Raw genomic sequence first — 25,786 nt, 5'->3', positions numbered from 1 at the left:
TCAGATCTCCAGCGTCTTGGGGCGGCGGCGTTCGAACCAGATCACGATCAGCAGGCGGGTCACCCAGATCGCGGTGAACACCGAGGTCACGATGCCGATGCCGAGCGTGATGGCGAAGCCGCGCACCGGGCCCGAGCCCATGACATACAGGATGATGGCGGTCATCACCGTGGTGATGTTGGCGTCGACGATGGCCGACAGAGCCTTCGAATAGCCAAGCTCGATCGCGCGGGCCGGGCCGCGGGACGATTTGATCTCTTCGCGGATGCGCTCGAAGATCAGCACGTTGGCGTCGACCGCCATACCGACGGTCAGCACGATGCCGGCGATGCCCGGCAGCGTCAGCGTCGCGCCGATCATCGACAGCACGCCGACGATCAACCCGATATTCAGGATCAGCGCCACGTTGGCGAACAGCCCGAACAGGCCATAGCTCAGGAACATGAAGATCAGCACACCGGCGAAGGCCACGCCGGTGGCGAGCTTGCCCGCATCGATGCTGTCCTGCCCGAGCTCGGGGCCGATGGTGCGCTCTTCGAGGAACTCCATCCCGGCGGGCAGCGCGCCCGCACGGAGAAGCACCGCGAGGTTGGTGGATTCGGCGATGTCGAAATTGCCGGTGATGATGCCCGAGCCGCCGGGAATGTGGCTCTGGATCACCGGGGCCGAGATCACCTCGTCGTCGAGCACGATGGCGAAGGGCGAGCCGATGTTCTCGGCGGTGTAGTCACCGAACTTGCGCGCACCGCTCGGGTTGAAGCGGAAGTTCACCGCCGGACGACCGTTCTGGTCGTAGCTCGGCTGCGCGTCGACCAGCTCTTCGCCGGTGACCACCGGGGCGGTCTCGAGGATATAGTAGACGCCTTCTTCGTTCAGGGAGGGCAGCACCTCGTTGCCGACACCGGGGTTTTCGCTGGCGCTGGAGGCACGGCCGACGACCGGCTGGAAGGTCAGCTGCGCGGTGGTGCCGATGATTTCCTTGAGCTCGGCGGCGGAGCCGATGCCCGGCACCTGGATCAGGATCCGGTCGGAGCCCTGGCGCTGGATCGTCGGCTCGCGGGTGCCGACCTCGTCGATGCGGCGGCGGATGATCTCGAGCGACTGCTGCATGGTGCGCTCGTCGGTGGCGCGCTGTTCGGCCTCCGAGAGAGACACGACGATGTCGCTGCCGTCGCCCGCGACCTGCAGGTCGGTGGCGCCGGCCCCGGTGAGCGAGACCACCGGCTGCGCCAGTCCGCGCACCAGTTCGAGCGCGCGCGCCATGCCGTCGGGGTTGGAGATCCGCACCCGGAGGGTGCCGGGATCGGAGGGCTGAAGCCGGATCGTGCCGACCTCGTCGCGGGCGCCGCGGAGCGCGTCGCGCACCTCGGGCCAGAGCGACTCCATGCGCGCGGCATAGACATCCGACAGCCGAACCTCGGCCAGCAGATGCGCGCCGCCGCGCAGGTCGAGGCCGAGGTTCACGAGGTCCGAGGGCAGCCAGGTCGGCCAGGCCGCGGCCTGCGCCTCGCGCTCGGGCGTGCTGCCCTGCGCCTCGATGGCCTTCACGGCATCATTGTGCGATTCAACGCGATTATAGAAGAGGTTCGGCGCCGCCAGCACCAGCCCCGCCACCACTAGCGCCCAGATGAGGACGCGTTTCCAGGTATCGATCTGTAGCATGTCGGCGCCTAGGGGCTCAGCTCTCGGCCGGCTCGGTCTTGGACAGGACCTGCGTGACGGTGTTCTGCACCACGCGGACCTTCACGCCCTCGGCGATCTCGACGTCGATCTCGTTGTTGTCCTTGACCTTGGCCACCTTGCCGATGATGCCGCCCTGCGTGACGACCTGATCGCCCCGGCGCAGCGCCGCCACCATCTTCTGGTGCTCCTTCATCTTCTTCTGCTGCGGGCGGATGAGCAGGAAGTACATGATCGCGAAGATCAGGATGAGCGGAAGGAATTGTCCAAGCGCGGCTGGGTCCATGGGCGGGGCTCCTCAGAATGGAATGAATGCGGGGGAAGCCCCCGGTCAGGTCGCGCGGAACCTATGTGCGAACGGCAAGGGATGCAAGAAGCCTCGGGAGGCATTGCCCGGGAGGTGGGATGCCACTGGGGAATGCCATCGGGGGCGCGCCGGCACGGGACCGGTGGCTGCCTCCCCCGCACCAGACCGGCGCTCTGCCATGGCTCACGACCCATCGCGCACGCCTGCGCCCTTGCCGCAACGCCCTCCCGGCGCCTAGGCTGAGGAGAATGCCCGAACCCGGGCGCAAGACAAGGTTGAGCCAGATGCGTTTGTTCCTGATCCTCGCCGTTGCGGGCAGTGCGCTCGCCGGATGCGAGCGCTGCAGTCCCAGACCCAGCGCCAACGTGAATGTCGGCGTCGGCACCGGCGGCGTGCGCACCGGCGTCAATGTCGGGCAGAGCTGCGGACCGCTCTATATCGGCATGAATGCCGGGGAGTTCTACCACCCGAGCTGGTGATGACTCTTGGCCGCACCACCACGCGGGCATTCGTCCTGCTGCTGGCCCTCGCCCTGCCCGGCCGTCTTCCCGCGCAGGATCCCGAGGCCCGTATGATGACCCCACGCGCAGGAGAGCTGCCCGCCATGGCCCGCGACCGGCTTTCGGACTGGGAAGCGGTCGGGAGGCTCAACACCCGCGGCGTCAGCCGGCTCGGGATGTGCAGCGCGGCGCTGGTCGCCCCCGACACGCTGCTGACGGCCGCCCATTGCGTGGCCGGCCCGGACGGCCACCCCACCGCGCCCGACCTGCTGCATTTTGCCGCTGGCTGGTACGGCGGCGACGATGCCGGCGACAGCCCCGTCGCCGGCTACGAGGTCCACCCGAAGGCCTATGCGCAGGTGCAGCTCGACGTGGAGCACGACATCGCGCTGGTCTACCTCGCCGCGCCGATCGCCGCCGTGGCCCCGCTCCGGATCGGCAGCTCGGTCGCCCCGCGCTACGCGCTGGCGGGCTACCACGATCACCGCCCGCATCGGCTCTCGGGCCGGTTCGATTGCGACGGAAGGCCGGTCCACCGGCTGCTCTTCGTCGACTGCCCGGTGCGCCCGGGCAATTCCGGTGGCCCGGTGCTCAGCGGCGGCCCGGACTGGCAGGTGATCGGCGTGGTCTCGGCCTCGGCAGGAGGCAAGGCGCTGGTGGTCCCGGTCGACGAGTGGGTGCGCAAGCGGCTGTTGCAGGGCGCCCCCTACACCTTCGAGTGAAAAGAGGGCATAACCGCCCCGACTCGCACCCGAAAAGAAGGACAAGGGACGATGCACGACATCCGCGCCATCCGAGAAAACCCCGCCGCATTCGACGCGGCGCTGTCTCGCCGCGGGATGGAGCCGCAATCGCCCTCGATCCTGAAGATCGACGAAGCGCGCCGCGCCGCGATCCACGCCGCCGAAACCGCGCAGGCCGAGCAGAAGAAAGCCGCCAAGGACGTGGGCGCCGCCAAGGCCTCCGGCAACGAGGCCGAGTTCGAGCGGCTGCGCGCCCTCGTGGGGGCAAAGAAGGCCGAGGTCTCCGAGATGCAGGACCGGGCCAAGGAGCTCGACGCGCAGCTCGACGAGCTGCTCATGGGCCTGCCCAACCTGCCCTTCGACGATGTGCCCGACGGCACCGACGAGGACGACAATGTCGAGATCCACCGCTGGGGCACGCCGGCCGAATTCGATTTCGCGCCGAAGGAGCACTACCAGCTCGCTGCCGTGCAGAAGGGCATGGATTTCGAGACCGCGGCTAAGCTCTCCGGCTCGCGCTTCGTGGTGCTCTCGGGCGGCGTGGTGCGCATCCACCGGGCGCTGGCGCAGTTCATGCTCGACACCCATGTCGAGGAGAACGGCCTGACCGAGACCTGGACCCCGGTCTTGGTGCGCGAAGAGATGATGTACGGCACCGGCCAGCTGCCGAAATTCGGCGAGGACAGCTACCAGACCCGCGATGGCTGGTGGCTGGTGCCCACCGCCGAGGTGACGCTGACCAACATCGTCAACGGCGAGACCGTCGAGGAAAGCTACCTGCCGCGCCGCTACGTGGCCCACACCCAGTGTTTCCGCTCCGAGGCGGGCTCTGCCGGGCGCGACACGTCGGGCATGCTGCGCCAGCACCAGTTCGAGAAGGTCGAGATGGTCTCGGTCACGCACCCGGAGAAATCCCGCGACGAACTCGACCGCATGACTGCCTGCGCGCAGGGCATTCTCGAGAAGCTCGGCCTGCCCTACCGCACCGTGGCGCTCTGTACCGGCGACATGGGCTTCGGCGCGCAGCGCACGCATGACATCGAGGTCTGGCTGCCGGGGCAGAATACCTACCGCGAGATCTCCTCGGTCTCGGTCTGCGGCGATTTCCAGGCCCGCCGGATGAACGCCCGCTTCAAGCCCGCCGGCGGCGGCAAGCCGGAGTACGTGCACACGCTGAACGGCTCGGGCCTCGCCGTCGGGCGCTGCCTGATCGCGGTGCTCGAGAATGGCCAGCAGGAAGACGGCTCGGTCAAGCTGCCCGAGGCGCTGCACCCGTGGCTCGGCGGCAAGACCACCCTCACCGCCGACGGCGAGCTGGTGTGACCATGCAGGTGCTCTGGGCGATCTTGGTGTTCCTGGCCGCGGTGGTCTTCGCCGCCGGGCCGGTGCTGTTTCCCGGCTTCAACGGGTTCGACCCGAGCGCCTTCCCGATCCCGCAGGACAACCCGCCGGTGCAGCCGGCGGGCTATGCCTTTGCGATCTGGGGCCTGATCTATCTCTGGCTCATCGCCGGCACCGGGTTCGGCCTGTTCCGCCGCGCCGATGATCCCGACTGGCAACCACACCGCCAGCCTCTCTTCATCAGCCTCGCCGTGGGCGTGGTCTGGCTGCCGGTGGCGCAAATCTCGCCGATCGCCGCCACCGCGATGATCTGGGTGATGCTGGTCACCGCGCTGCTGGCGCTGTTCCGCACCGGCGACATGGACCGCTGGCTGCAGGTCTCGCCGCTGGCGGTGTATGCCGGCTGGCTGACCGCAGCCTCCTCGGTCTCGATCGGGCTGCTTCTGGCAGGCTACGGGCTGCTCGGGCCCACGCCCGCGGCGCTGGTGGCGCTGGTTATCGCGCTGGTGATCGCGCTGGTGGTGCAATACCGCCTGCACCGCGCGCCGCTCTACGGCATCACGGTGATCTGGGCGCTGGTAGGGGTGATCGTCGCGAACTCCGCGCCGCTCAACATCGCCGTGGTGGGGCTCTCGGTGGTCGGCATCTTCGGCATTCTGGCGCTGCGCGGCACCGACACCGAGTGAGGCGCGCCGCCTCGCGCTCACCGTGACCTGAGACGCGCCAAGCCGCCCTCCTGATTGTGTCGCGCGGCGGAACCCGCGCGCACCCGCGGCCGTTACCTGCAGACGGAACCTTCCGGGTCAGGACCCCCAGATGCAGATCTTTCAGTGCCCCAGCTGCGGGGCCCCGCTCTATTTCCACAACACCAGCTGCACCTGCGGCGAGCAGGTGTGCTTCGACCCCGACGCGCAGCGCATGGTGCCGCTGAGCGAGCCCTGCGCGAATCGCGATCTCATCGCCTGCAACTGGACGGCCGATTCAGGCGAGCTTTGCCGCTCCTGCGCGATGACCGAGGTGCTTCCCGACCTGCGCGAGGACGGCAACCGTCCGCTCTGGCAGACCTCCGAACGGTCCAAACGCTGGATGCTCGCCAACCTTGCGCGGTGGGGCTGGTTCACTCCGACGGATCCCGGCGACCGCCCGGTGTTCAAGCTGCTCTCCGAGCAGACCGCCGCCGGGCAGCGGAACATCACCATGGGCCATGCCAACGGGGTGATCACCATCAACGTGTCCGAAGCCAGCGACGCGGTGCTGGCGCAACGGCAGGAGGATCTTGGCGAGCTCTACCGCACCATGCTGGGTCACATGCGCCACGAGACGGCGCATTTCCTGCACCTGCGCCTGTCCGAGAACCCCGACTTCCTCGAGCAGTTCCGTGCCCTGTTCGGCGACGAGCGCGCCGATTACGGTGCCGCGCTCGGGCGTCACTATGCCGATCCCCAGCCGGCGGACGAGACCCACATCACCAGCTACGCCACCGCCCACCCGCACGAGGACTGGGCCGAGACCATCGCGCACCTGCTGCATCTGATCGACCTCGTCGACAGCGCCGCGGCCTCCGGACTGGCCCTGCCCGACGGCCCGCCCGCAGGCCACGATGCCTACGCCGCCACCGATACCGAGGCCGAGATCACCGTGGCGGTCGACCTCTCCATCGCGATGAACCACGTCAACCGCGCCATGGATCTGCCCGATCTCTACCCGTTCGTCCTGGCCCAGGGGGTGCGCGACAAGCTCGCCTTCGCGCATGGCTGGCTGCGCCGCAACGGGCACGTCTGACCCCGCGCCCGGCCGCGATGCCCGGCTGCCTCCGGCGGGAGTATTTTCGACGAAGAGACGCCAGGGGCGCCGCGCTCATGGCTTCTCTGGTTCAAAAATACCTCGGGGGTGAATTGGCCAAAGGCCAAGAGGGGGCAGCGCCCCCTTCCTCTCCTTAAGACCTCAGGCCTGACACGAAGACCGAATCGTAAGGGTTTGGATATAATATCAATCAGGCCGCAGCAGCCGTGGTCTGGATACGCTCGACCATGGCGCGCAGCCCGTTCGACCGCTGCGCCGACAGATGCTCATTCAGGCCCAACCGGCCCAACTCTGCGCGGGCATCGAGCTTCGCGACCTCGCCCACGGGCAGCCCGTCATAGAGCTTGTGCAGCACCGCGATCAGGCCACGCACGATCATCGCGTCGCTGTCGCCGTCGAAATGGAACACGCCCGCCTCGATCTTCGGATGCAGCCAGACCTGGCTGGCGCAGCCCTCCACCTTGGTGGCGGGCACCTTCAGCGCCTCGGGCAGCGCCGGCATCGCCTTGCCCATCTCGATCACCATCCGGTAGCGGTCCTCCCAGTCCTCGAGAAACTCGAAATCCTCGACCACCTCTTCGAATGCTGCCTGTGCCATGAACCATCTCCTGCTGTCGCCCCACAGGTAGGCAGCACGCGCGCAAAGGTCCAGCCCCGGAACGCGGTGCTTTTCAAGGTCCGCGCGATGCGCTAACCCCATTGGCGAGGCAGGCAAGGGGCAGAAACGCCATGAAGAAAACTCTTTCCGTTGTGATCGTCGCCGGCGTTGTGCTGACAGGGTGCAGCAGCTCCTGGAACCCGGTCAACTGGTTCGGGCAGAGCGAACCCGCGCCCGTCGCCGTCGACGCCAGTGCCACCGGCAGCGCGAATCCCCTGATCCCGGCCCGGCGCGCGTCGATCTTCCGCAGGAACGCCGCCGAGACCTATCTCGGCAGCCCGATCGAGACGATCTCCGAGCTGCTGATCGAGCGCCGTCCCGGCGGTGCGATCATCCGCGTCACCGGCACCGCCAACCGCGCCGGCCCGTTCGAGGTGCGCCTGATCCCCGACGAAACGCAGACCGATGGCGACACCCTCGCCTACACCATGAACGCCCTGCAATCCGCGGGCCCGGCGAATGTCCGCCCCGCGGCGCGCAGCGCCACCGCGGCGGTCTGGCTCACCGATCAGGAGCTTTTCGGCATCCGCGAGGTCCGCGTGGCCGGGCGCAGCAACGTGCTGGTGTCGCGCCGCTGAGGCGCCACGCCCCATCAAAGCCCCCAAAACGCGACAACGCCCCTCGCGGGGCGTTGCAGTTCCACCTGAAGCGCGGCTCGAGCGCGGCGCTCAGATCTCGATCACCTCGACGTCGCGCCCCTTGACCGCGAGGCCGATGCGGCCCTCGCAGAGGCGCAGAGCGTCCTCTCCAAACACTTCTCGGCGCCAGCCGGTCAGCGCCTTCACGTCGCGCAGCCCCGCCGCCATCGCATCGAGATCCGCCGCCGGTGCGATCAGCCGCGCCGCCACGCCAGAGGCCTCGGTGCGCGCCTTCAGAAGCACCCTCAGAAGATCCGCCAGCGCCGGGTTCACCTGCAGCTGATCCTTGCTGATGTCCGGCTTGGGCAGCGCCTCCTTCGGGCATTCCAGGCCGGCCTTGATGGCCGCGAGGATGCCATCGGCGATCGCGCCCTTGCGGGCCTCGCGCAGCAGCAGCCGCGAGCGTCCCAGATCCTCCATCGTCGCCGGCTTGGTCGAGGCCAGCTCGGTCAGCGCGTCGTCCTTGAACACCCGGTTGCGCGGGATGTTGCGCGACTGGGCGTAGTCCTCCCGGAACGCAGCCAGCTCGCGCACGATGGCGAGGAAGCGCGGGCTGGACGAGCGCGTCTTGACCCGTTGCCAGGCGTCTTCGGGCCGGGTGATGTAGGTCTCGGGATCGGTCAGCACGCCCAGTTCCTCGGCGACCCAGCGGGCGCGCCCGGTGCGCTCGAGCTCGGCGGCGAGGTATTCGTAGATCACCCGCAGGTGGGTCACGTCGGCGAGCGCGTATTTCTTCTGCGCGTCGGTCAGCGGGCGGCGCGACCAGTCGGTGAAGCGCGACGACTTGTCGAGCCCCTGCTTGGCGATGCGCTTGACCAGCGTTTCGTAGCCCACTTGCTCGCCAAAGCCGCAGACCATCGCCGCGACCTGGGTGTCGAACAGCGGGTCGGGGATCACGCCATGATCGATGTAGAAGATCTCGAGATCCTGCCGCGCGGCGTGGAAGACCTTGACCACGCTGGTGTTGCGGAAGAGCTCGAGCAGTGGCTCGAGCGACAGATCGCCAGCCAGCGGATCGACCAGCACCGCGTTCTCGTCGCCCTGGCCCGGATAGGCCAGCTGGATCAGGCAGAGCTTCGAGTAATAGGTGCGCTCGCGCAGGAATTCCGTGTCGACCGTGACATAGGGTGCCGTGGCAGCCTCGCGGCAGAAGGCGGCGAGATCTTCGGTCGAGGTGATGGTCTTCATGCGGGCTCCGGGCGCTTGTGATCTTGTTGTGTCGCTCTTGCGGTTCGGCCTGTCCTACACCCGCCACGGCGCAGAGCAAAGCCCCCGCACCAGAAAGCGACGCCGCCGCGCCCGGCCCGCGTCCGCGCTGCATCATTCCATCACGTTTCGTGACGTGGAACCTGCCGAACATTCATTTTAAAGATGGAGGCGCTGCGACTATCTCTGGGGCATCCCGACACCAAACCGGAGTTCCCGAGATGACCTGCCTCGACACAGCCCCCATGCCCGCGCGCCGCACCGACCGGATCCCGCTGGCCCCGCTCCTCACGGCGCTCGTCCTGCTTCTGGGAATGGGCGTTCCGGCGCTGATGGCACCGCCGGCGACGCTCGACCCGGGCGACTGGCACGGCAATGCCGCGCCGTCGCTGGTCACCCGGCGCTGAGCCTCAGCGTCTCGCGGTTGCCCTCGGCAAAGCGCCGCAGCACCGCCGGGTAGAGCCGATGCTCCTGCACCAGCACGCGGTCTGCCAGATCGTCGGGCGTGTCGCCCGGCCGCACCGGAACCACCGCCTGCCCGAGGATCGGCCCCTCGTCGAGTTCCGGGGTCACCTCGTGCACGGTGCAGCCATGCTCCGTGTCGCCCGCCTCGAGGGCGCGCGCATGGGTGTGCAACCCGCGATACTTGGGCAGGAGCGAGGGGTGGATGTTGAGCATCCGCCCCTGCCAGTTCTGCACGAAGCTCGCCGTCAGCACCCGCATGAAGCCCGCGAGGCAGAGAATGTCCGGCGCGGCCTTCAGCAGTTCCGCCTGCAGCGCCTCCTGGAAGGCCTCGCGGTCACCCTTGAAGGGCCGGTGGTCGACCACCGCCGTCGGCACCCCCATCTCGGCGGCCTTCGCGAGACCCCCGGCATCGGCGCGGTTTGACAGCACCAGCACCGGGCGCGCCGGGTGATCGCCGGTCATGCTCTCGACCAGCTTCACCATGTTCGAGCCGCCGCCCGAGATGAAGATGGCGACGCGTTTCAAGACAGCGTGCCCTCGTAGGACATGCCCGCCGTGCCGGTGACGGTGCCAAGCATGTAGACCGTCTCGCCCTCGTCGCGCAGCAGCTCGGCGATTGCCTCGGCGCGCGAGGCATCGACCGCCAGCACCATGCCGACGCCGCAGTTGAAGGTCTTGAGCATCTCGGCCGGCGCGATGCCGCCGGTCTCGGCCATCCACTTGAACACCGCCGGCAGCTCCCAGGCGTCGAGGCTAATCTCGGCGCCCATGCCCTCGGGCAGCACGCGCGGCAGGTTCTCGGTCAGACCGCCGCCGGTGATGTGGGCCAGCGCGTGAACGCCGCCGGCGCGCACCGCTGCCAGGGCCTGCTTGACGTAGAGCCGCGTGGGTGTGAGCAGAGCCGCCCCGAGCGAGCCCTCGGCCCAGGGGCAGTCGGCCTCCCAGCCCAGCCCCGAAACCTCGACCAGCTTGCGCACGAGGCTGTAGCCGTTGGAATGCACCCCGTCCGAGGAGAGGCCCAGCAGCACGTCGCCCTCGGTCACGCCAGCGGGCAGGTCGCTGCCGCGCTCCATGGCGCCGACGGCAAAGCCCGCGAGGTCGAAGTCGCCCGCCGGGTACATGCCGGGCATCTCGGCGGTCTCGCCGCCGATCAGCGCCGCACCGGAGCGCACACAGCCCTCGGCGATGCCCTCGATGACACGCGCCGCGCTGTCGGTGTCGAGCTTGCCGGTGGCGAAGTAGTCGAGGAAGAACAGCGGCTCGGCGCCTTGGCAGACGAGGTCGTTGACGCACATCGCCACGAGGTCGATGCCGACGCCATCGAGGTGCCCGGTGTCGATCGCGATGCGCAGCTTGGTGCCCACGCCATCGGTTGCGGCGACCAGCACCGGGTCGGTATAGCCCGCCGCCTTGAGGTCGAAGAGCGCGCCGAAGCCGCCGAGGCCGGACATGGTGCCGGCCCGGTTGGTGCGCTTGGCTGCCGGTTTGATGCGGTCCACAAGGGCGTTGCCCGCGTCGATGTCCACGCCCGCATCCGCGTAGGTAATGCCGTTCTTGCCGTCGCTCATATCGCCCTCCGGGTTCGTTGGGCGCGGGCTTAGCGCAAGCGCGCCGCGAAGAAAAGCGCCAAGCAGCAGCGCCCGCACGCCACGCCCCTCCGGATCACCCGCCTCTCCTGCTTGCCACGCCCCGCCCGCCGAAGGCATCCCGCGCACCCCCGGGGCCCCACGCGCAGCGCCCCTGCTTCTCTTCGTCAAAAATACTCCCGCCGGAGGCGTCACGCCCTCGCCACAGGGAAACCCGCCAAAGAAATTCGCTCCACCCCCGCCAGACCCCCTTTGAATCCGCACGCAACCTGCCTATATTCAACTCGTTCCTTCGGGGACTATGGGCATAAACGCGCATGTAATAAGCGGATCGGACCCGGGGGCGGTACCCGGCGGCTCCACCAAATCACCCTTCGTTGGGGGGAGGCATGGGGCCGAAACAGGATCGACGAACGTGTAAAGATGTGGCTTTGTCCCGGTGAGATACCACCGTTATCGGTTCACATTGCATAATTGCCAACGACAATCGTGCTCCGGTCGCTCTGGCTGCGTAAGCAGTCCGAAAGACCGAAATCTAAGCCCTTGCGCCTTGCAGCGTAAGGCGGGGTTCGCAGGCACCTGGCAACAGAAGCCTGCACTTCCCCACATTCCCAGGCTCAGGTTTGGCTGGTCGCGCATCGCCTGCACCGATCTTCACCGATCTTCGCGCGGGAGCAACGCTCACCGCGATTGACCGGGCACCGGCCTGCTGCCAGCATCGCGCCATGCTGCGCGCCCTGCCCCTTTGCCTTTCGCTTCTCGCTCCCTGCGCGGCCCCGGCCTGCGAGACGGCGCTGCTGTTGGCGATGGATGTGTCGAACTCGGTCGATCTGGCCGAGTACCGCATTCAGGCGGAGGGCCTTGCCATCGCGCTGACCGATCCGGTGATCGCCGAGACCCTCGTGCAGGATCAGGTCGCCATCGCGGTGATGCAGTGGGCCGGCGAGGCGCATCAGCAGCTTAGCATCGGCTGGACCCGGATGACCGGCCCCGCCGCCGTGGCGGGCCTCTCGGCGCGGGCGATGGCGATGGAGCGCGCCTTCATGCTCTCCGACACCGCCCCCGGGCCGGCGCTGCACGCCGCCGTCGACGCCTTCGCAAGCGCGCCCGACTGCCGCCGCAGGGTGATCGACGTCTCCGGCGACGGCACGCCCAATTCCGGTGGCGCGCCCGCCGCCGCGCGCCAACGTGCCGAGCGCGCCGGAATCACCGTCAACGCGCTCGCCATCGAGGCGCCGGGCCACGGGCTCGCGGTGAGCAACTTCTTCCGCCGCGCACTGATCACCCGCGACGGGTTCGTGATGACCGCGCGCGGCCACCGCGCCTATACCGAGACCCTGCGCCGCAAGATCCTGCGCGAGATCGCGCGCGTGACCGGCTGAGATGACCCCCTCCGATGCGTCATGACGCCGTTACAGAGCCCGGTCAAAGCGGACCCATGCCCACGTTCTCCTCTCTTTTCCATGCCTTCGGCCGGATCGGCCTGCTCAGCTTCGGCGGTCCCGCGGCGCAGATCGGCCTGATGCACCGCGTGCTCGTCGACGAGCGCGGCTGGCTCACCGAGAAGCAGTTCCTCTCGGCGCTGAGCTTTTGCATGTTGCTGCCGGGGCCGGAAGCGATGCAGCTTGCCACCTACGCGGGCTGGCGCCTGCGCGGCACGCCGGGCGGGCTTCTGGCGGGGGCGCTCTTCGTGCTGCCCGGCGCGGTGGTGATCGCAGCCCTTGCGGCGCTCTACGCGGCCTTCGGCACCGCGCCGCAGACCGAGGCACTGTTGCTCGGTGTGAAGGCCACGGTGATCGTGATCGTGGTGCAGGCGCTGATGCGGCTCTGGGCCAAGGCGCTCTCGGGGCGCGCCGCCATGGTGCTCGCCGCGCTCGCCTTCGCCGCGCTCTACCTCTTTGCCGCCCCCTTCCCACTGGTGATTGCCATCGCCGGTCTCTGGGGCTGGGTCACGGGCGGGGCCACGGTGGAGCACACCGCCCCGTCACCCGCACATGGTGCTCCCACCCTGCCCCGAATCGCGCTTTGGGGCGCGCTCTGGTTGCTGCCGCTGCCGCTGCTGTGGTTCTCGGGCGAGACGCTGCTCTTCGATCTGGGGCTGTTCTTCGCCAAGCTCGCGGTGGTCTCGTTCGGCGGGGCCTATGCGGTGCTGGCGTGGATGGCGCAGGAGGTGGTGCAGATTCGCGGCTGGCTGACGCCGGAGCAGATGGTCGATGCGCTGGGGCTGGCCGAGACCACCCCGGGGCCGCTGATCCTCGTCACCCAGTTCACCGGCCAGCTCATCGGCCACGAGGCGGGCGGCTGGGGGCTGGCGCTGGCGGCTTCCCTGCTGACGCTGTGGATGACCTTCCTGCCCTGCTTCCTGTGGATCTTCGCCTTCGCGCCGCATCTCGAGAGGCTGCTCGCCCGCCCGCGGCTGCAGGGCGCGCTGTCGGCGATCACCGCGGCGGTGCTCGGCGTCATCGCCAACCTGTCGCTGTGGTTCGCCCTGCACGTGCTGTTTGCCGAAACCATCACCGCGCACGCACCGCTTGCGGCGACACTGCCGGTGCCCTCGAGCCTGCACCCGAACGCGGTGGTCCTCGTCGCGTTTGCCGCGCTCCTGCTGGTGACATTCAAGCGCTCCGTCCCGCTGACGCTGGCGCTGACGGCGCTTGCCGGTTGGGCGATGGGCCAGGTCCTGCCGTGAGGGGAAGCGCCGCGTCCGGACGCGCGCAGGCACGACGCCTCGGTACACCTGCTTGCATTTTCCTGCCGCAGAGGCTTTTCCTCGCTGCCAGATCGAATAAGGTACACCCAAAGACCACAAGGAATAGTGCCATGTCCGGCGGCATCGACTACGGCAATCTCATGCATCGCGCCATGCGCGGCCTGATTCACGACGTTCTCACGGATGTCGCCGAGCGAGGGCTTCCCGGCGACCACCATTTCTTCATCACCTTCGACACGCAGTACCCGGATGTCGAACTGGCCGACTGGCTCTCCGACCGCTATCCCGGCGAGATGACCGTGGTGCTGCAGCACCGCTTCGACGATCTCGAGGTCGGTGAGGATGGCTTTGCGGTGACGCTCAGCTTCGGCGAGGCGCCCGAACGACTCTATATCCCCTATCACGCGATCAAGACCTTCGTGGATCCCTCGGTCGAGTTCGGCCTGCGCTTCGAAACCCAGGAGGATTCGGAGGAGGAGGACGAGGATGAGGACGATCCGACCCCGCCCGATGGCGGACCGGAGCGCCCCTCGGACGGGCAGCACGACGCGGAGGTCGTGCGCCTCGACGCATTCCGCAAGCCGTGATCCCGGCAGCCGGCGCAGCCTAAGACCCGGCTGTTAACGGTATCCCTTGGTATGCAGCCTTGCCTTTCCCGAGCCACGGGGTAAGAGATTGCGCGACCGCGTACCAAAGGAGGTTCCCGTGACCCAGACCCGCACCGAAACCGACAGCTTCGGCCCGCTCGAGGTTCCCGCAGACAAGTACTGGGGCGCGCAGACCCAGCGCTCGATAATGAACTTCCCGATCGGCTGGGAAAAGCAGCCGGTGCCGATCATCCGTGCGCTCGGCGTGGTGAAGAAGGCCTGCGCCATGGCCAACAAGGCCAACGGCGCGATGGAGGCCGAGATCGCCGACGCGATCATCGCCGCCGCCGGCGAGGTGATCGAGGGCAAGTTCGACGACAACTTCCCGCTGGTGGTCTGGCAGACCGGCTCGGGCACCCAGTCGAACATGAACGCCAACGAGGTGATCTCGAACCGTGCCATCGAGATGCTGGGCGGCGAGATGGGCTCGAAAAAGCCCGTCCACCCGAACGATCACTGCAACATGGGCCAGTCCTCGAACGACACCTTCCCCACCGCCATGCATGTGGGCATCGCCATGCAGGCGCGCGACGTTCTGCTGCCGGGGCTGGAAAAGCTCGCAGCGGCACTCGAAGCCAAGCGTGACGAATTCAGCGACATCATCAAGATCGGCCGCACCCACACCCAGGACGCCACCCCGCTGACGCTGGGCCAGGAGTTCTCGGGCTACGCGCATCAGGTCCGCAAGGGCATCGCCCGCGTCGAGGCCTGCCTGCCCGACATCTACGAGCTGGCACAGGGCGGCACCGCCGTGGGCACCGGGCTCAACACCAAGAAGGGCTGGGGCGAGGCCGTGGCCGCGAACATGGCCGAGATCACCGGCCTGCCCTTTGTCACCGCGCCGAACAAGTTCGAGGCGCTTGCGGCGCATGACGCCATGGTGATGTTCTCCGGCGCGCTCAAGACCGTGGCCGCGTCGCTCTTCAAGATCGCCAACGACATCCGCCTGCTGGGCTCGGGCCCGCGCTCGGGCCTCGGCGAGCTGATCCTGCCGGAGAACGAGCCCGGCTCGTCGATTATGCCCGGCAAGGTGAACCCGACCCAGGCCGAGGCGCTGACCATGGTCTGCGCCCATGTGATGGGCAACGACGCCGCCGTCGGCATGGCCGGATCGCAGGGTCATTTCGAGCTCAACGTCTACAATCCGATGATGAGCTACAACGTGCTGCAATCGATGCAGCTGCTGGGCGACAGCGCCTCGGCCTTCACCGACAACATGGTGGTCGGCATCCAGGCCAACGAAGCCCGGATCGAGAAGCTGATGAAGGAATCGCTGATGCTGGTGACGGCGCTGGCGCCGACCATCGGCTACGACAACGCCACCAAGGTCGCCAAGACCGCGCACAAGAACGGTACCACGCTGCGCGAAGAGGCGATCAACCTCGGCTTCGTCGACGAAGAGACCTTCGACCGCGTGGTGCGGCCCGAGCAGATGATCGGCCCGAAGGACTGATCTGCGCTTCCCACGACGACGACTATCGAAAGCGGGCCTTCGGGCCCGTTTTTTCTTTTGGCACCACTGCGCGGCCAGAGGCGCAAAAATTTTAGCTAAAATTTTTGGCCCTTGGGCACGGACACGCGCACGCCCCCGCGCCTCGCCCGTGGCGGCGGTTGCGCCGCCCCTGCGCCGTACTCGAAACGCCGCGCTTCAGCCGCCACGAACGGCCAGACTCCCGCCCCGCAAATTTCCTCTCGGGCCGCCGGATCGCCCGTTGCGAAACGTATGGGCCGCGCTAGGTTTCGCAGCATGAGCAAAGTGATCAACCTGAACAAGGCTCGTAAGGCCCGCGACAAGGCCGACAAGCGCACGACGGCGGAGCGCAATGCAGCCGTGCACGGTCGCAGCAAGGCCGACAAGGGGCGCGACAAGAGCGTGACGGAGAGAGCCGAGCGCGATCTCGACGGGCACAGGCGGGACGAATGACTGGGCGCCCCATCAAGCATTCGCTCAGCCTGCGCGGTCACCGCACCTCGGTCTCTCTCGAAGAGGCGTTCTGGCACGAGTTCCGCGCCATCGCCAAGGCCGAGGGCAAGGCGCTCAATGCGCTCGCCGCGGAGATCGACGAGACCCGCGGGTTGGAGGCCGGGCTGGCCTCGGCAATCCGGGTCTACGTGCTGAAACACGTCAAAGCCCGCGCCAACGGCTGAGCGGTGAGAAATTTCTTAGAATAAGAAATTTCCACGGGCGGCTCCTTCGCCGCGACACACGAAAAAGGGCGCTCCGGATCGGGGCGCCCTTTGTATTTCCGCGCTCGGTGTGCGCTCCTCAGGCCTCGGCCAGCTTGCGCTCGCGGGCCTCGCGCAGCCGCGCGAAGTCGTCGCCGGCGTGGTAGCTCGAGCGGGTCAGCGGCGTGGCCGAAACCATCAGGAAGCCCTTGCCATAGGCGTTCTTCTCGTAGGTCGCGAACTCGTCCGGCGTGACGAAGCGATCGACCGCGTGGTGCTTCGGCGTCGGCTGCAGGTATTGGCCGATGGTCAGGAAATCGACATCCGCCGCGCGCATGTCGTCCATCACCTGCCGCACTGCCTGCGCGTCCTCGCCAAGGCCCACCATGATGCCCGACTTGGTGAAGATGGACGGGTCCATCTCTTTCACCCGCTGCAACAGGCGCAGCGAATGGAAATAGCGCGCGCCCGGGCGCACCTCGGGGTAGAGCCCCGGGACGGTTTCGAGGTTGTGGTTGAACACGTCCGGCTTGGCGCGCACCACCGTCTCGAGCACCTCGGGAGCGCATTTCAGGAAATCCGGCGTCAGGATTTCGATCGTGGTCGACGGCGAGCGATGACGGACGGCGCGGATGGTCTGGGCGAAATGCTCCGCCCCGCCATCCTCGAGATCGTCGCGGTCGACCGACGTGATCACCACGTGATTCAGCCCCAGCTTCTGCACCGCGTCCGCCACCCGTCCGGGCTCGAACACGTCGAGCGCATTGGGCCGGCCGGTGGCGATGTTGCAGAACGAGCAGCCGCGCGTGCAGATATCGCCCATGATCATCATGGTGGCGTGGCCCTGGTTCCAGCATTCGCCGGCATTCGGACATCCCGCCTCTTCGCAGACCGTGACGAGCTTGTGCTCGCGCATGATGCGATGGGTCTCCTGGTAGCCCTTGCCGGTGGGCGCCTTGACGCGGATCCAGTCCGGCTTCTTGGGCTGCGGATTGTCCTTGCGGTGCGCCTTTTCCGGGTGACGCTCGGTCGGGATCTTGATGTCGCGCAACGGTTCTTCCCCGCAATATCTTAAGACTTGCCCCGCAACATACAGCACTGCAGGGGGAGTTGCCAGTGCAGCCGGCGTCAGGCGCCGGTCGCGTATCCCCTTGGTCCCGAGTGTTCCCCCTGCACCTGTCCGCGCGCGGCGCCGGCTCTGCGCGATTTCGGGCTGGACGGGCTTCGCGGCCTTGGATAGATCGGATCCCAGTGCGGGCGTGGCGGAATGGTAGACGCGTCGGATTCAAAATCCGATTTCCGAGAGGAAGTGTGGGTTCGAGCCCCACCGCCCGTACCACCCCTCTCACGAGCATTCGCGACGAACGACCTCGCCAAAACGTGACAGCGCCTAGCTGCACATCGCCCGGCCGAACAGAGAAAGCGCGCCTCCGGAAAGGCGCGCCTGACTCGTGTGATGGTTACGCGCTGGTCTCCACGATCAGCAGCTCGCGCTCCGAGGCGCCGCGCGCATGGCTCAGCGCCTCCTGGTAATCCGGCGAGTGGTAGCATGCCTCGGCGGCCTCGACGCTGTCGAACCGCGCCACCACATTGCGCGGGCGCTCCTTGCCCTCGAGCTGGACGTAGCGCCCGGCCCGGGCGATGAACTCCCCGCCATGCTTGGCGATGGCCGGGCCGGCCAGCGTGGCGTAGCGGCCATAGGCCTCTTCATCGGTGACCGTCACATGCGCGATCCACAGTGCAGGCATCTCAGACTCCTTCGACGATGACCACATCCCGCGTCGACGCCCGCAGGGCGATCGGCAGGATGCGCTGATATTCCGGGGAATTGAACCAGCGCTCCGCGGCAGCGCGGCTCGGAAACTCGACGATCACGTGGCGGGTCGGGGCCGCGCCCTCGACCACCTGCTGCGGGCCGCCCTTGACCAGGTACCGCCCGCCGAACTTCTCGGCGAGCGCCACGGTCTGGCCCGCATAGATCGCGTATTCCTCGGGATCGGTGACGTCGATGCGGGCGATCATGTAGGCCGTCATCCGATCACCCCGCCAGCACGGCTTCCGCCGCCTTGATCGCCGCGTCGGCCTCGGAGGCGTCCTTTGCCCCGCCCTGCGCCATGTCGGGCCGTCCACCGCCGCCCTTGCCGCCAAGCGCCTCGACCGCCGCCTTCACCAGATCGACCGCCGAGTGGCTGCCGGTGAGGTCCTCGGTGACGCCCGCCGCCACGGCGACCTTGCCGCCGGTATCGGCAATCAGCAGCACCGCGCCCGATCCCAGCCGCGCCTTGTGCTCGTCGATCAGCGGCGGCAGGTCCTTGCCCGACACGCCGCTCAGCACCTGCGCCACGAACGGGACACCGCCCACCTCGCGCGCCTCGGCGCCGCCGCCCTGTCCGGCGCCGCCGGCCATGGCGAGATCGCGGCGCAGCTGCGCCACCTCGTTCTCGAGCTTGCGGCGCTCGTCGAGCAGCGCACCCACGCGCGCGACAGCGTCGCTGCCATGCGCCTTGAGCAGACCCTCGATTTCGCCAAGCGCCTTGTCGCGCCCACGTAGTTCGGCCATCGCGGCCTCGCCGGTCAGCGCCTCGATGCGCCGCACTCCCGCCGCCGAGGCGGTCTCGGAGGTCAGCACGAAGGTGCCGATATCGCCGGTCTGCGCCACGTGGGTGCCGCCGCAGAGCTCGATCGAGTAGGTCTCGCCATCGGTGCCTTTGCCGGAGCCCAGCTCGGTGCCCATCGACACCACGCGCACCTCATCGCCGTACTTCTCGCCGAAGAGCGCCTGCGCGCCGAGGCCGCGGGCATCGTCGGGCGTCATGATGCGGGTGTTCACCGCCGAGTTCTGCCGGATGAAGGCGTTTACCTCACGCTCGACCTGCGAGATCTCCTCGGGCGTCAGCGCCTTGGCGTGGCTGAAGTCGAAGCGCAGCCGCTCCGGTGCGTTCAGCGAGCCGCGCTGCGCCACGTGATCGCCAAGCGCCCGGCGCAGGGCCTCGTGCAGCAGGTGCGTGGCCGAGTGGTTGGCGCGGATCTTGCCGCGGCGTGCGTGATCGACCTCGAGCGCCACCGCCTCACCCTTGGCAAAGCGGCCCTGCTTGATCGTCACCTGATGCGCGAAGACCTTGCCGCCGCCCATTTTCTGGGTGTCGGTGACCTCGGCGACGTCGTCCTCGTCCTCGAGCCGGCGCATCCAGCCGCTGTCGCCGACCTGGCCACCGCTCTCGCCGTAGAACGGCGTCTGGTTCAGCACCACCCAGCCGCTCTCGCCGGCCTCGAGCGCGTCGACCTCCGCGCCGTCCTTGACCAGCGCCAGCATCTGGCCCTCGGCGGTCTCGGTGTCGTAGCCGAGGAAATCCGTGGCGCCCTTGGCATCTGCGATCTCGAACCAGATCGCGAGATCCGCCGCCTCGCCCGAGCCCGACCACGCGGCGCGCGCCTTGGCCTTCTGCTCAGCCATGGCTTCGTCGAAGCCGCCGGTGTCGACCTCGCGGCCACGCTCGCGCAGCGCGTCCTGCGTCAGGTCGAGCGGGAAGCCGTAGGTGTCGTAGAGCTTGAACGCCGCCTGGCCGGGCAGCTTGGCGCCCTCGCCCAGCCCCACCAGCTCGTCGTCGAGCAGCTTTAGGCCGCGGTCGAGGGTCTGCTTGAAGCGCGTCTCCTCGAGCTTCAGCGTCTCCTCGATCAGCGGCTGGGCGCGCACGAGTTCCGGGTAGGCCTGCCCCATCTGGCGCACCAGCGCCGGCACCAGCCGGTACATGACCGGGTCCTTGGCGCCCAGCATGTGGGCATGGCGCATGGCGCGGCGCATGATCCGGCGCAGCACGTAGCCGCGGCCATCGTTCGAGGGCATCACGCCGTCGGCGATCAGGAACGAGGTCGAGCGCAGGTGATCGGCGATGACCCGGTGATGGGTCTTGCCCGGGCCGTCGGGATCGCTCGAGGTGGCGTCCGCCGAGGCCTCGATCAGCGCCCGGATCAGGTCGGTCGCATAGTTGTCGTTGGTGCCCTGCAGCAGCGCCGCGACCCGCTCGATGCCCATGCCGGTGTCGATCGACTGCATGTCGAGCGCCCGCATCGAGCCGTCCTCGAACTGCTCGTTCTGCATGAAGACGAGGTTCCAGATCTCGACGAAGCGGTCGCCATCCTCTTCGGGAGAGCCCGGAGGGCCACCCCAGTACTTGTCGCCGTGATCGAAGAAGATCTCGGTGCACGGGCCGCAGGGCCCGGTCGGCCCCATCATCCAGAAATTGTCGGTGGTGTCGATGCGGATGATCCGGTCGTCCGGAACGCCGACCTTTTTCCAGATCTCGGCCGCCTCGTCATCGGTGTGGTAGACCGTCACCAGAAGCCGCTCGGCGGGGATGTCGAGCTCGCGCGTCACCAGCTCCCAGGCGAAGGGGATGGCTTCCTTCTTGAAATAGTCCCCGAAGGAGAAGTTCCCCATCATCTCGAAGAAGGTGTGGTGGCGGGCGGTGTAGCCCACGTTGTCGAGATCGTTGTGCTTGCCGCCCGCACGCACGCATTTCTGCGCCGAGGTGGCGCGCTGGTAATCGCGCGTCTCGACCCCGGTGAAGAGGTTCTTGAACTGCACCATGCCCGAGTTGGTAAACATGAGCGTGGGGTCGTTGCGCGGCACGAGCGGGCTCGAGGGCACCACCTGGTGTCCCTGCTTCTCGAAATAGCCCAGAAAGGTTGAGCGGATATCGTTCAGGCTCGGCATGGTCGTCCTTGTCTGGCTGGCATCTCAGAGGTTCGCGCAGGTGTATCGCCACGCCCGCCCCCTGTCCATAAGCCGCGACAGAAAAGCCGCCACCCGCCCCGACCATCGCCTTCCGCCCCGCGCCGGCCACCGCCTCCCGTCCCGGGCACGCCGCTTCTCTCTCGCGCCGCGCCCCCTCTTCTCTGGTTCGACAAATACCTCGGGGTGAATGCCGCGCGCCCGCGCGGCAGAGGGGCAGCGCCCCTCCCCGCAAACAAAAAAGAGGCGCTCCCACAGGAGCGCCCCCGTTTGAAAACCGACTGCCCGAGGGCACGAAACGGATCTCAGCTTTCCATCACGTCGTCGCCACCGTCCTCTTCGGACATGTGGAAATCCAGTCCGTGGGCGGCGCGGATCTTGTCCTCGATCTCGAGCGAGATCCGGCTGTTCTCGCGCAGGAAGGTCTTGGCGTTCTCGCGGCCCTGGCCGATGCGCTCGTCGCCATAGGAATACCAGGCGCCGGATTTGTCGACCACGCCGGCCTTCACCCCGAGGTCGAGCAGTTCGCCCATCTTCGAGATGCCCTCGCCATACATGATGTCGAACTCGACCTGCTTGAACGGCGGCGCCACCTTGTTCTTCACCACCTTCACGCGGGTCTGGTTGCCGACCACCTCGTCGCGGTCCTTGATCGCACCGATGCGGCGGATATCAAGACGCACCGAGCTGTAGAACTTCAGCGCGTTGCCGCCGGTGGTGGTTTCCGGCGAGCCGAACATCACGCCGATCTTCATCCGGATCTGGTTGATGAAGATCACCATGCAGTTCGAGCGGCTGATCGAGCCGGTGAGCTTGCGCATCGCCTGGCTCATCAGGCGGGCCTGCACGCCGACACTCGAATCGCCCATGTCGCCCTCGAGCTCGGATTTCGGCGTCAGCGCCGCCACCGAGTCGACAACCACGAGGCTGACCGCGCCGGACCGCACCAGCGTGTCGGTGATCTCGAGCGCCTGTTCGCCGGTGTCGGGCTGCGAGATCAGCAGCTCGTCCAGATCGACGCCCAGCTTCTTGGCGTATTGCGGATCGAGCGCGTGCTCGGCATCGACGAAAGCGCAGACGCCGCCCTTTTTCTGCTCTTCCGCCACCACGTGCAGCGTGAGCGTCGTCTTGCCCGAGCTCTCGGGGCCGTAGACCTCGATGATGCGGCCCTTGGGCAGGCCGCCGATGCCGAGCGCGATATCCAGACCGAGCGAGCCGGTCGAGGTCGCCTCGATGTCCTTCAAGACGTTGTCGCCACCGAGCTTCATGATCGAGCCCTTGCCGAACTGCCGTTCGATCTGCGCCAGCGCGGAATCGAGGGCTTTCTGCCGGTTTGCGTCTTTCTTGCTGTCCATAGTCAGAAGATCTGCCGTTGCCATGCGTTTCAGTCCTTATTCCACACCCGTGCGAGGGCGGCAATCGCTGCTTTGTTCGCCTCTTGTTCTCATACCGTTATGGGACCAAAAGAAGAACATTTCAAGATCTTTTCCGTGGACCACTCTTCTCTCTCAAGGTTAAAGAGTGGTTTACAGGCGGAAGATCCGGGAGGTTTCACCGATGCTGGTATTCTGGAAGGCGCGATTGGTGCTGCTGGCGGTTCCCAAGACGGGCAGCTCGGCTTACGAATCCGCGCTGGCGCCGCACGCCTCGATGACGGTGCTCGATCCGCCAGAGCTCAAACACGCGCCGGTCTACCGCTACAACCGCTTCTTCCGCCCGATGTTCGAGAAGATGGGCACGCCGGACATGGAGCTGATGGCGGTGATCCGCGAACCAGTGTCGTGGCTGGGATCGTGGTACCGTTACCGCCAGCGCGGCTTTCTCGACGGCAAGCCAACCTCGACCCGCGGGATCAGTTTCGACGACTTCGTCGAGGCCTACACGCGCGGCGAGCGCCCGCCCTTCGCCAATGTCGGCAGCCAGGCCAAGTTCGTGGAGCCGCGGCCCAACGGCACCGGGGTGAGCCAGCTCTTCCGGTACGAGAACCAGGCCAGCATCATCGCCTTTCTCGAGGACCGGCTCGGCGTGACGCTCGATCTGCCGCGCGAGAATGTCTCGCCCCGTGGCGACCTTGTCCTCTCGCCCGAGCTCGAGGCGAAGCTGCGCCGCAAATGCGCCGCCGATTTCGACATCTGGGAACGCGCGCAGGGCTGACGCAGGGCTGAGCCGGCCGCTAGGACAGTTGCCGGCTCACCGTCTCGGTGAGTTCGGTCAGCGAAAACGGCTTGGGCAGGAACACCGAGTTCGGCACGTCCTCCCCGTCTTCGGCGAACACGTCCTCGGCATAGCCAGAGACGAAGATCACCGGGGTGTCGGGGCGCGCGCGGCGCGCCTCGCGCACCCAGCTCGGGCCGTCCATCCCCGGCATCACGACATCGGTGACGATGAGGTCGACCTCCATCGCCTCATCCGCCAGCAGCGCGAGCGCCTCTTCGGCGTTGGCGGCCTCGGTGACGGAGTAGCCTCGCATCTCCAGCGCCCGCGCCGCGAACGCCCGCACCGGCGCCTCGTCCTCGACCAGAAGCACCTTGCCTGAGCCGCCATCCGGCAACGCCCGCGCCGGGGCATCGGTCAGACCTGTCGAGGCGGGTTCGGGCGCCTCGTGGGCCGGGAACATCAGGGTGAAGCAACTGCCCTCGCCCTGAACGCTGTCGACGAAGATGAAGCCGCCGGTCTGCTTGACGATGCCATAAACGGTGGAGAGGCCAAGCCCGGTCCCCTCGCCCGTGCGCTTGGTGGTGAAGAACGGCTCGAACACCTTCTGCAGCTTGTCCGATGGAATGCCCCGGCCGCGGTCCCTGACCCGGACCGCGGCGTATTCTCCCGGCTCGACCAGCGCGCGCTCGCGCTGGAGCGGCTCCATCAGGGCAATGCGCTCGGTCTCGATCCGGATCTCGCCGCCCTCCGGCATGGCATCGCGGGCATTGACCACGAGGTTCATCATCACCTGCTCGAGCTGGCGCCGGTCGCCACGGATCTTCGGCAGCACCGGGTCGTATTGCAGCACAAGCTCCACCCGCTCTCCCACCAGCCGGTTCAGAAGATGGGTCAGGTCCGACAGCGTCTCGCGCAGGTCGAGCAGCTCGGGTCTCAGGGTCTGCTTGCGCGAGAAGGCCAGTAGCTGGCTGACCAGCGCCGCCGCGCGGTTGGCGTTCTGGCTGATCTGGACGAGATCGCTGTACTCGGGATCGCCCTGATCGTGGCGCAGCATCAGAAGGTCGCAATGGCCGGAGATCGCGGTCAGCAGGTTGTTGAAATCATGCGCGACGCCACCGGCGAGTTGGCCGATGGCCTGCATCTTCTGACTCTGCACGAACTGCGCCTCGAGCGTCTTGAGCTCGGTCGCGTCGTTGAGCACCGCGACCAGCTCGGTCGCCCCGGCGACGCGCACCCGGTTGAGCGTGACCTGCACGAAGATCTCGCGGTCGGGGCGGATCAGGCGCAGAAACTCCGAGCGGTGCAAGCCGCGGCCGGCCGCCGCTTCGCTGATCCACAACCGGACAGACCGCCCGAGCCCTTCCATGAACTCGGCAAGGTTGCGGCCATCCGCGTGCTCGGTGTCGAGCAGGTCGCAGGCCGAGACATTGGCGCGCAGGATCCGACCGTCGGGCGCGAGCCGCAGCAAGGGCACCGGGAGATCGTCGACACCGTCGGGCACGCCCCCCTCGGACAGATCGCCATCCTCGACCGGGTGCAGCACGACTTCGCGCCGCCCGATGCCCGCATCGATGCAGCGCACCTCGAAGCTTTCCGGTCCCTCGGGCGTGAGCAGCCGCTGGACCGCGCCGGGACGCAGCGGCGGCTCTTCGAGCGCGTCCTCGATGCGCCTCACCCGACGTCCGAGCAGCGCGCGGGCGCGGGAATTCATGTAGAGGACGGCGCCGCTGCGCCCGAGCGTCAGCACCGGCGGGTCCTGCCCGGCCCCGGGACCGGCCTTGCCAGCGCCCGCATCGTCGGCGCGGTCCGGGAGCCGGTCAAGCCGCCACACCCAGCGCGCGCTGTCGAGCACGCGCAGCGCCAGCACCCGCCGACCGCCACGCGCCGCGACCTCTTCCCGCGCGTGACCGCGCTCATACGCCTGCAGCCAGAGCCGGCGGCTGACCCCTTCGGCCCCGGCCACCTGCCGCGCAAGGACCTCCGGCAGGGCATCGCCGCGGCTGGCCTCGAAATCGCGCCGGGCGCTTGGATTGGCATAGAGCAGGTGCAGCGCCGGGTCGGTCACCAGAATGGGCGCCGGATCGCCTTCGGCGAAGGCGCAGACCGCGGCGAAGCTGCGCGCATCGCGCCGCCGACCGAGCGCATAGCTCACCAGCGCCAGCCCGGCGGTGGTGGCAAAGGCGGCGGCGGCGGCGAGCATCCCGGTCCGCAACACTGGCTGCGCGCTCAGCAGCGCCGCAAGGCCGCTGACCAGAGCAAGCGCGACCAGCACCCCGGTGCTGCGCAAGGCGCTGTGCGCCCCGCGCGGCCTCAGCCGCTCTGTCGCCGTGCTCTCGCCCACCTGGCCCCCCTTCGCCGGTCGCGGCAACCCCTAAGGGACGTATCGCGACCGGTTTTAGCCGCCGGGTATTAACCAAAGGTAAACCATGCCCCGGAGACATCTCCTG

Annotated in this window: 26 protein-coding genes, 1 tRNA gene and 1 other RNA gene; 16 read left to right on the top strand and 12 right to left on the bottom strand. The window is 67.8% G+C overall.

Annotation, left to right across the window (positions count from 1 at the left end):
• Both secD and yajC read right to left on the bottom strand, forming a co-directional pair.
• Positions 1-1,662 (bottom strand): protein translocase subunit SecD, encoded by a 1,662-nt coding sequence (gene secD, locus LCM15_RS01275; RefSeq protein WP_224852417.1) that lies wholly within the window; start codon positions 1,660-1,662, stop codon positions 1-3.
• A gap of 16 nt (positions 1,663-1,678) precedes the next feature.
• Positions 1,679-1,966, bottom strand: coding sequence for a preprotein translocase subunit YajC (gene yajC, locus LCM15_RS01270; RefSeq protein WP_007799984.1), 288 nt, complete (start codon positions 1,964-1,966; stop codon positions 1,679-1,681).
• Positions 1,967-2,271: 305 nt separating this feature from the next.
• Between yajC and LCM15_RS01265 the strand changes: the two genes are divergently transcribed.
• The 5 genes from LCM15_RS01265 (at position 2,272) to LCM15_RS01245 (ending at position 6,353) form a co-directional block, all read left to right on the top strand.
• Complete coding sequence (locus LCM15_RS01265; protein WP_224852416.1) at positions 2,272-2,466, top strand: hypothetical protein; 195 nt, start codon at positions 2,272-2,274, stop codon at positions 2,464-2,466.
• Positions 2,466-3,209, top strand: a complete 744-nt coding sequence (locus tag LCM15_RS01260; protein WP_224852415.1) for a trypsin-like serine peptidase — start codon at positions 2,466-2,468, stop codon at positions 3,207-3,209. Before LCM15_RS01265 ends, LCM15_RS01260 begins: the two co-directional genes overlap by 1 nt.
• A 51-nt stretch (positions 3,210-3,260) precedes the next feature.
• A complete protein-coding gene (gene serS / locus LCM15_RS01255; protein WP_224852414.1) occupies positions 3,261-4,553 on the top strand; it encodes a serine--tRNA ligase in 1,293 nt (430 codons plus the stop codon).
• 2 nt (positions 4,554-4,555) lie between these two features.
• On the top strand, positions 4,556-5,257 hold the full coding sequence (locus tag LCM15_RS01250) for a hypothetical protein (protein ID WP_224853054.1): 702 nt from the start codon (positions 4,556-4,558) through the stop codon (positions 5,255-5,257).
• 130 nt (positions 5,258-5,387) lie between these two features.
• Entirely contained in the window at positions 5,388-6,353 is a 966-nt protein-coding gene (locus LCM15_RS01245) for a putative zinc-binding metallopeptidase (protein ID WP_224852413.1), read from the top strand.
• Positions 6,354-6,564: 211 nt separating this feature from the next.
• Here the strand turns inward: LCM15_RS01245 and LCM15_RS01240 are convergent, their stop codons facing one another.
• The gene (locus LCM15_RS01240; protein WP_224852412.1) at positions 6,565-6,972 is read right to left on the bottom strand and encodes a SufE family protein; all 408 of its coding nucleotides are present in this window, start codon (positions 6,970-6,972) and stop codon (positions 6,565-6,567) included.
• A 131-nt stretch (positions 6,973-7,103) separates the two neighbouring features.
• On the opposite strand from LCM15_RS01240, the gene LCM15_RS01235 reads away from it, so the two are divergent.
• Positions 7,104-7,610 (top strand): hypothetical protein, encoded by a 507-nt coding sequence (locus LCM15_RS01235; protein ID WP_224852411.1) that lies wholly within the window; start codon positions 7,104-7,106, stop codon positions 7,608-7,610.
• Between the two features lie 90 nt (positions 7,611-7,700).
• Here the strand turns inward: LCM15_RS01235 and rnd are convergent, their stop codons facing one another.
• Positions 7,701-8,858 (bottom strand): ribonuclease D, encoded by a 1,158-nt coding sequence (gene rnd / locus LCM15_RS01230; RefSeq protein WP_224852410.1) that lies wholly within the window; start codon positions 8,856-8,858, stop codon positions 7,701-7,703.
• Between the two features lie 239 nt (positions 8,859-9,097).
• On the opposite strand from rnd, the gene LCM15_RS01225 reads away from it, so the two are divergent.
• Positions 9,098-9,283 carry a hypothetical protein gene (locus tag LCM15_RS01225; RefSeq protein ID WP_224852409.1) on the top strand — a complete coding sequence of 62 codons (186 nt, stop codon included), beginning with the start codon at positions 9,098-9,100 and terminating at the stop codon, positions 9,281-9,283.
• Here LCM15_RS01225 and purN read toward each other — a convergent pair.
• Both purN and purM read right to left on the bottom strand, forming a co-directional pair.
• On the bottom strand, positions 9,270-9,866 hold the full coding sequence (gene purN, locus LCM15_RS01220) for a phosphoribosylglycinamide formyltransferase (RefSeq protein WP_224852408.1): 597 nt from the start codon (positions 9,864-9,866) through the stop codon (positions 9,270-9,272). The genes LCM15_RS01225 and purN overlap by 14 nt on opposite strands.
• Positions 9,863-10,909: a phosphoribosylformylglycinamidine cyclo-ligase gene (purM, locus tag LCM15_RS01215; RefSeq protein ID WP_224852407.1), complete on the bottom strand. Its 1,047-nt coding sequence runs from the start codon at positions 10,907-10,909 to the stop codon at positions 9,863-9,865. Before purM ends, purN begins: the two co-directional genes overlap by 4 nt.
• Before the next feature lie 265 nt (positions 10,910-11,174).
• Between purM and ssrA the strand changes: the two genes are divergently transcribed.
• The 7 genes from ssrA (at position 11,175) to LCM15_RS01180 (ending at position 16,432) form a co-directional block, all read left to right on the top strand.
• Positions 11,175-11,527, top strand: a transfer-messenger RNA (tmRNA) gene (gene ssrA / locus LCM15_RS01210).
• A gap of 125 nt (positions 11,528-11,652) precedes the next feature.
• A complete protein-coding gene (locus LCM15_RS01205; RefSeq protein ID WP_224852406.1) occupies positions 11,653-12,309 on the top strand; it encodes a DUF1194 domain-containing protein in 657 nt (218 codons plus the stop codon).
• Positions 12,310-12,365: 56 nt separating this feature from the next.
• Positions 12,366-13,616 (top strand): chromate efflux transporter, encoded by a 1,251-nt coding sequence (gene chrA, locus LCM15_RS01200; protein WP_224852405.1) that lies wholly within the window; start codon positions 12,366-12,368, stop codon positions 13,614-13,616.
• 131 nt (positions 13,617-13,747) lie between these two features.
• Positions 13,748-14,224: an SspB family protein gene (locus LCM15_RS01195; RefSeq protein WP_224852404.1), complete on the top strand. Its 477-nt coding sequence runs from the start codon at positions 13,748-13,750 to the stop codon at positions 14,222-14,224.
• Between the two features lie 118 nt (positions 14,225-14,342).
• Entirely contained in the window at positions 14,343-15,737 is a 1,395-nt protein-coding gene (gene fumC / locus LCM15_RS01190) for a class II fumarate hydratase (protein ID WP_224852403.1), read from the top strand.
• A 294-nt stretch (positions 15,738-16,031) separates the two neighbouring features.
• Positions 16,032-16,208, top strand: coding sequence for a DUF4169 family protein (locus LCM15_RS01185; RefSeq protein WP_224852402.1), 177 nt, complete (start codon positions 16,032-16,034; stop codon positions 16,206-16,208).
• Positions 16,205-16,432 (top strand): ribbon-helix-helix domain-containing protein, encoded by a 228-nt coding sequence (locus tag LCM15_RS01180; protein WP_224852401.1) that lies wholly within the window; start codon positions 16,205-16,207, stop codon positions 16,430-16,432. Before LCM15_RS01185 ends, LCM15_RS01180 begins: the two co-directional genes overlap by 4 nt.
• Positions 16,433-16,550: 118 nt before the next feature.
• On the opposite strand, the gene lipA is transcribed toward LCM15_RS01180, so the two are convergent.
• The gene (lipA, locus tag LCM15_RS01175; protein ID WP_224852400.1) at positions 16,551-17,501 is read right to left on the bottom strand and encodes a lipoyl synthase; all 951 of its coding nucleotides are present in this window, start codon (positions 17,499-17,501) and stop codon (positions 16,551-16,553) included.
• A 202-nt stretch (positions 17,502-17,703) separates the two neighbouring features.
• Here lipA and LCM15_RS01170 point away from each other — a divergent pair.
• Positions 17,704-17,789 (top strand) — tRNA-Leu (locus LCM15_RS01170).
• Between the two features lie 121 nt (positions 17,790-17,910).
• Here LCM15_RS01170 and LCM15_RS01165 read toward each other — a convergent pair.
• The 4 genes from LCM15_RS01165 to recA form a co-directional block, all read right to left on the bottom strand.
• On the bottom strand, positions 17,911-18,198 hold the full coding sequence (locus tag LCM15_RS01165) for a DUF1330 domain-containing protein (RefSeq protein WP_224852399.1): 288 nt from the start codon (positions 18,196-18,198) through the stop codon (positions 17,911-17,913).
• Position 18,199: 1 nt separating this feature from the next.
• Positions 18,200-18,484: a DUF1330 domain-containing protein gene (locus LCM15_RS01160; protein ID WP_224852398.1), complete on the bottom strand. Its 285-nt coding sequence runs from the start codon at positions 18,482-18,484 to the stop codon at positions 18,200-18,202.
• Positions 18,485-18,488: 4 nt separating this feature from the next.
• A complete protein-coding gene (gene alaS / locus LCM15_RS01155; protein ID WP_224852397.1) occupies positions 18,489-21,164 on the bottom strand; it encodes an alanine--tRNA ligase in 2,676 nt (891 codons plus the stop codon).
• A gap of 323 nt (positions 21,165-21,487) precedes the next feature.
• Entirely contained in the window at positions 21,488-22,561 is a 1,074-nt protein-coding gene (gene recA, locus LCM15_RS01150; protein WP_224852396.1) for a recombinase RecA, read from the bottom strand.
• A 178-nt stretch (positions 22,562-22,739) separates the two neighbouring features.
• Between recA and LCM15_RS01145 the strand changes: the two genes are divergently transcribed.
• The gene (locus LCM15_RS01145) at positions 22,740-23,336 is read left to right on the top strand and encodes a gamma-glutamyl kinase (RefSeq protein WP_224852395.1); all 597 of its coding nucleotides are present in this window, start codon (positions 22,740-22,742) and stop codon (positions 23,334-23,336) included.
• 19 nt (positions 23,337-23,355) lie between these two features.
• On the opposite strand, the gene LCM15_RS01140 is transcribed toward LCM15_RS01145, so the two are convergent.
• The gene (locus tag LCM15_RS01140) at positions 23,356-25,680 is read right to left on the bottom strand and encodes an ATP-binding protein (RefSeq protein WP_318246052.1); all 2,325 of its coding nucleotides are present in this window, start codon (positions 25,678-25,680) and stop codon (positions 23,356-23,358) included.
• Positions 25,681-25,786 lie beyond the last annotated feature (106 nt).

The organism is Salipiger bermudensis, assembly GCF_020171625.1.
Classification (GTDB): Bacteria; Pseudomonadota; Alphaproteobacteria; order Rhodobacterales; family Rhodobacteraceae; genus Salipiger; species Salipiger bermudensis_B.
The sequence above is the reverse complement of the archived record's forward strand: the minus strand, read 5'-3'. Positions and strand labels throughout refer to the sequence as shown.

Coding starts and splice junctions, on each gene's coding strand:
- secD (WP_224852417.1), bottom strand. CDS start 1,662: ATGCTACAGATCGATACCTGGAAACGCGTCCTCATCTGGGCGCTAGTG.
- yajC (WP_007799984.1), bottom strand. CDS start 1,966: ATGGACCCAGCCGCGCTTGGACAATTCCTTCCGCTCATCCTGATCTTC.
- LCM15_RS01265 (WP_224852416.1), top strand. CDS start 2,272: ATGCGTTTGTTCCTGATCCTCGCCGTTGCGGGCAGTGCGCTCGCCGGA.
- LCM15_RS01260 (WP_224852415.1), top strand. CDS start 2,466: ATGACTCTTGGCCGCACCACCACGCGGGCATTCGTCCTGCTGCTGGCC.
- serS (WP_224852414.1), top strand. CDS start 3,261: ATGCACGACATCCGCGCCATCCGAGAAAACCCCGCCGCATTCGACGCG.
- LCM15_RS01250 (WP_224853054.1), top strand. CDS start 4,556: ATGCAGGTGCTCTGGGCGATCTTGGTGTTCCTGGCCGCGGTGGTCTTC.
- LCM15_RS01245 (WP_224852413.1), top strand. CDS start 5,388: ATGCAGATCTTTCAGTGCCCCAGCTGCGGGGCCCCGCTCTATTTCCAC.
- LCM15_RS01240 (WP_224852412.1), bottom strand. CDS start 6,972: ATGGCACAGGCAGCATTCGAAGAGGTGGTCGAGGATTTCGAGTTTCTC.
- LCM15_RS01235 (WP_224852411.1), top strand. CDS start 7,104: ATGAAGAAAACTCTTTCCGTTGTGATCGTCGCCGGCGTTGTGCTGACA.
- rnd (WP_224852410.1), bottom strand. CDS start 8,858: ATGAAGACCATCACCTCGACCGAAGATCTCGCCGCCTTCTGCCGCGAG.
- LCM15_RS01225 (WP_224852409.1), top strand. CDS start 9,098: ATGACCTGCCTCGACACAGCCCCCATGCCCGCGCGCCGCACCGACCGG.
- purM (WP_224852407.1), bottom strand. CDS start 10,909: ATGAGCGACGGCAAGAACGGCATTACCTACGCGGATGCGGGCGTGGAC.
- LCM15_RS01205 (WP_224852406.1), top strand. CDS start 11,653: ATGCTGCGCGCCCTGCCCCTTTGCCTTTCGCTTCTCGCTCCCTGCGCG.
- chrA (WP_224852405.1), top strand. CDS start 12,366: ATGCCCACGTTCTCCTCTCTTTTCCATGCCTTCGGCCGGATCGGCCTG.
- LCM15_RS01195 (WP_224852404.1), top strand. CDS start 13,748: ATGTCCGGCGGCATCGACTACGGCAATCTCATGCATCGCGCCATGCGC.
- LCM15_RS01185 (WP_224852402.1), top strand. CDS start 16,032: ATGAGCAAAGTGATCAACCTGAACAAGGCTCGTAAGGCCCGCGACAAG.
- LCM15_RS01180 (WP_224852401.1), top strand. CDS start 16,205: ATGACTGGGCGCCCCATCAAGCATTCGCTCAGCCTGCGCGGTCACCGC.
- LCM15_RS01165 (WP_224852399.1), bottom strand. CDS start 18,198: ATGCCTGCACTGTGGATCGCGCATGTGACGGTCACCGATGAAGAGGCC.
- LCM15_RS01160 (WP_224852398.1), bottom strand. CDS start 18,484: ATGACGGCCTACATGATCGCCCGCATCGACGTCACCGATCCCGAGGAA.
- alaS (WP_224852397.1), bottom strand. CDS start 21,164: ATGCCGAGCCTGAACGATATCCGCTCAACCTTTCTGGGCTATTTCGAG.
- recA (WP_224852396.1), bottom strand. CDS start 22,561: ATGGCAACGGCAGATCTTCTGACTATGGACAGCAAGAAAGACGCAAAC.
- LCM15_RS01145 (WP_224852395.1), top strand. CDS start 22,740: ATGCTGGTATTCTGGAAGGCGCGATTGGTGCTGCTGGCGGTTCCCAAG.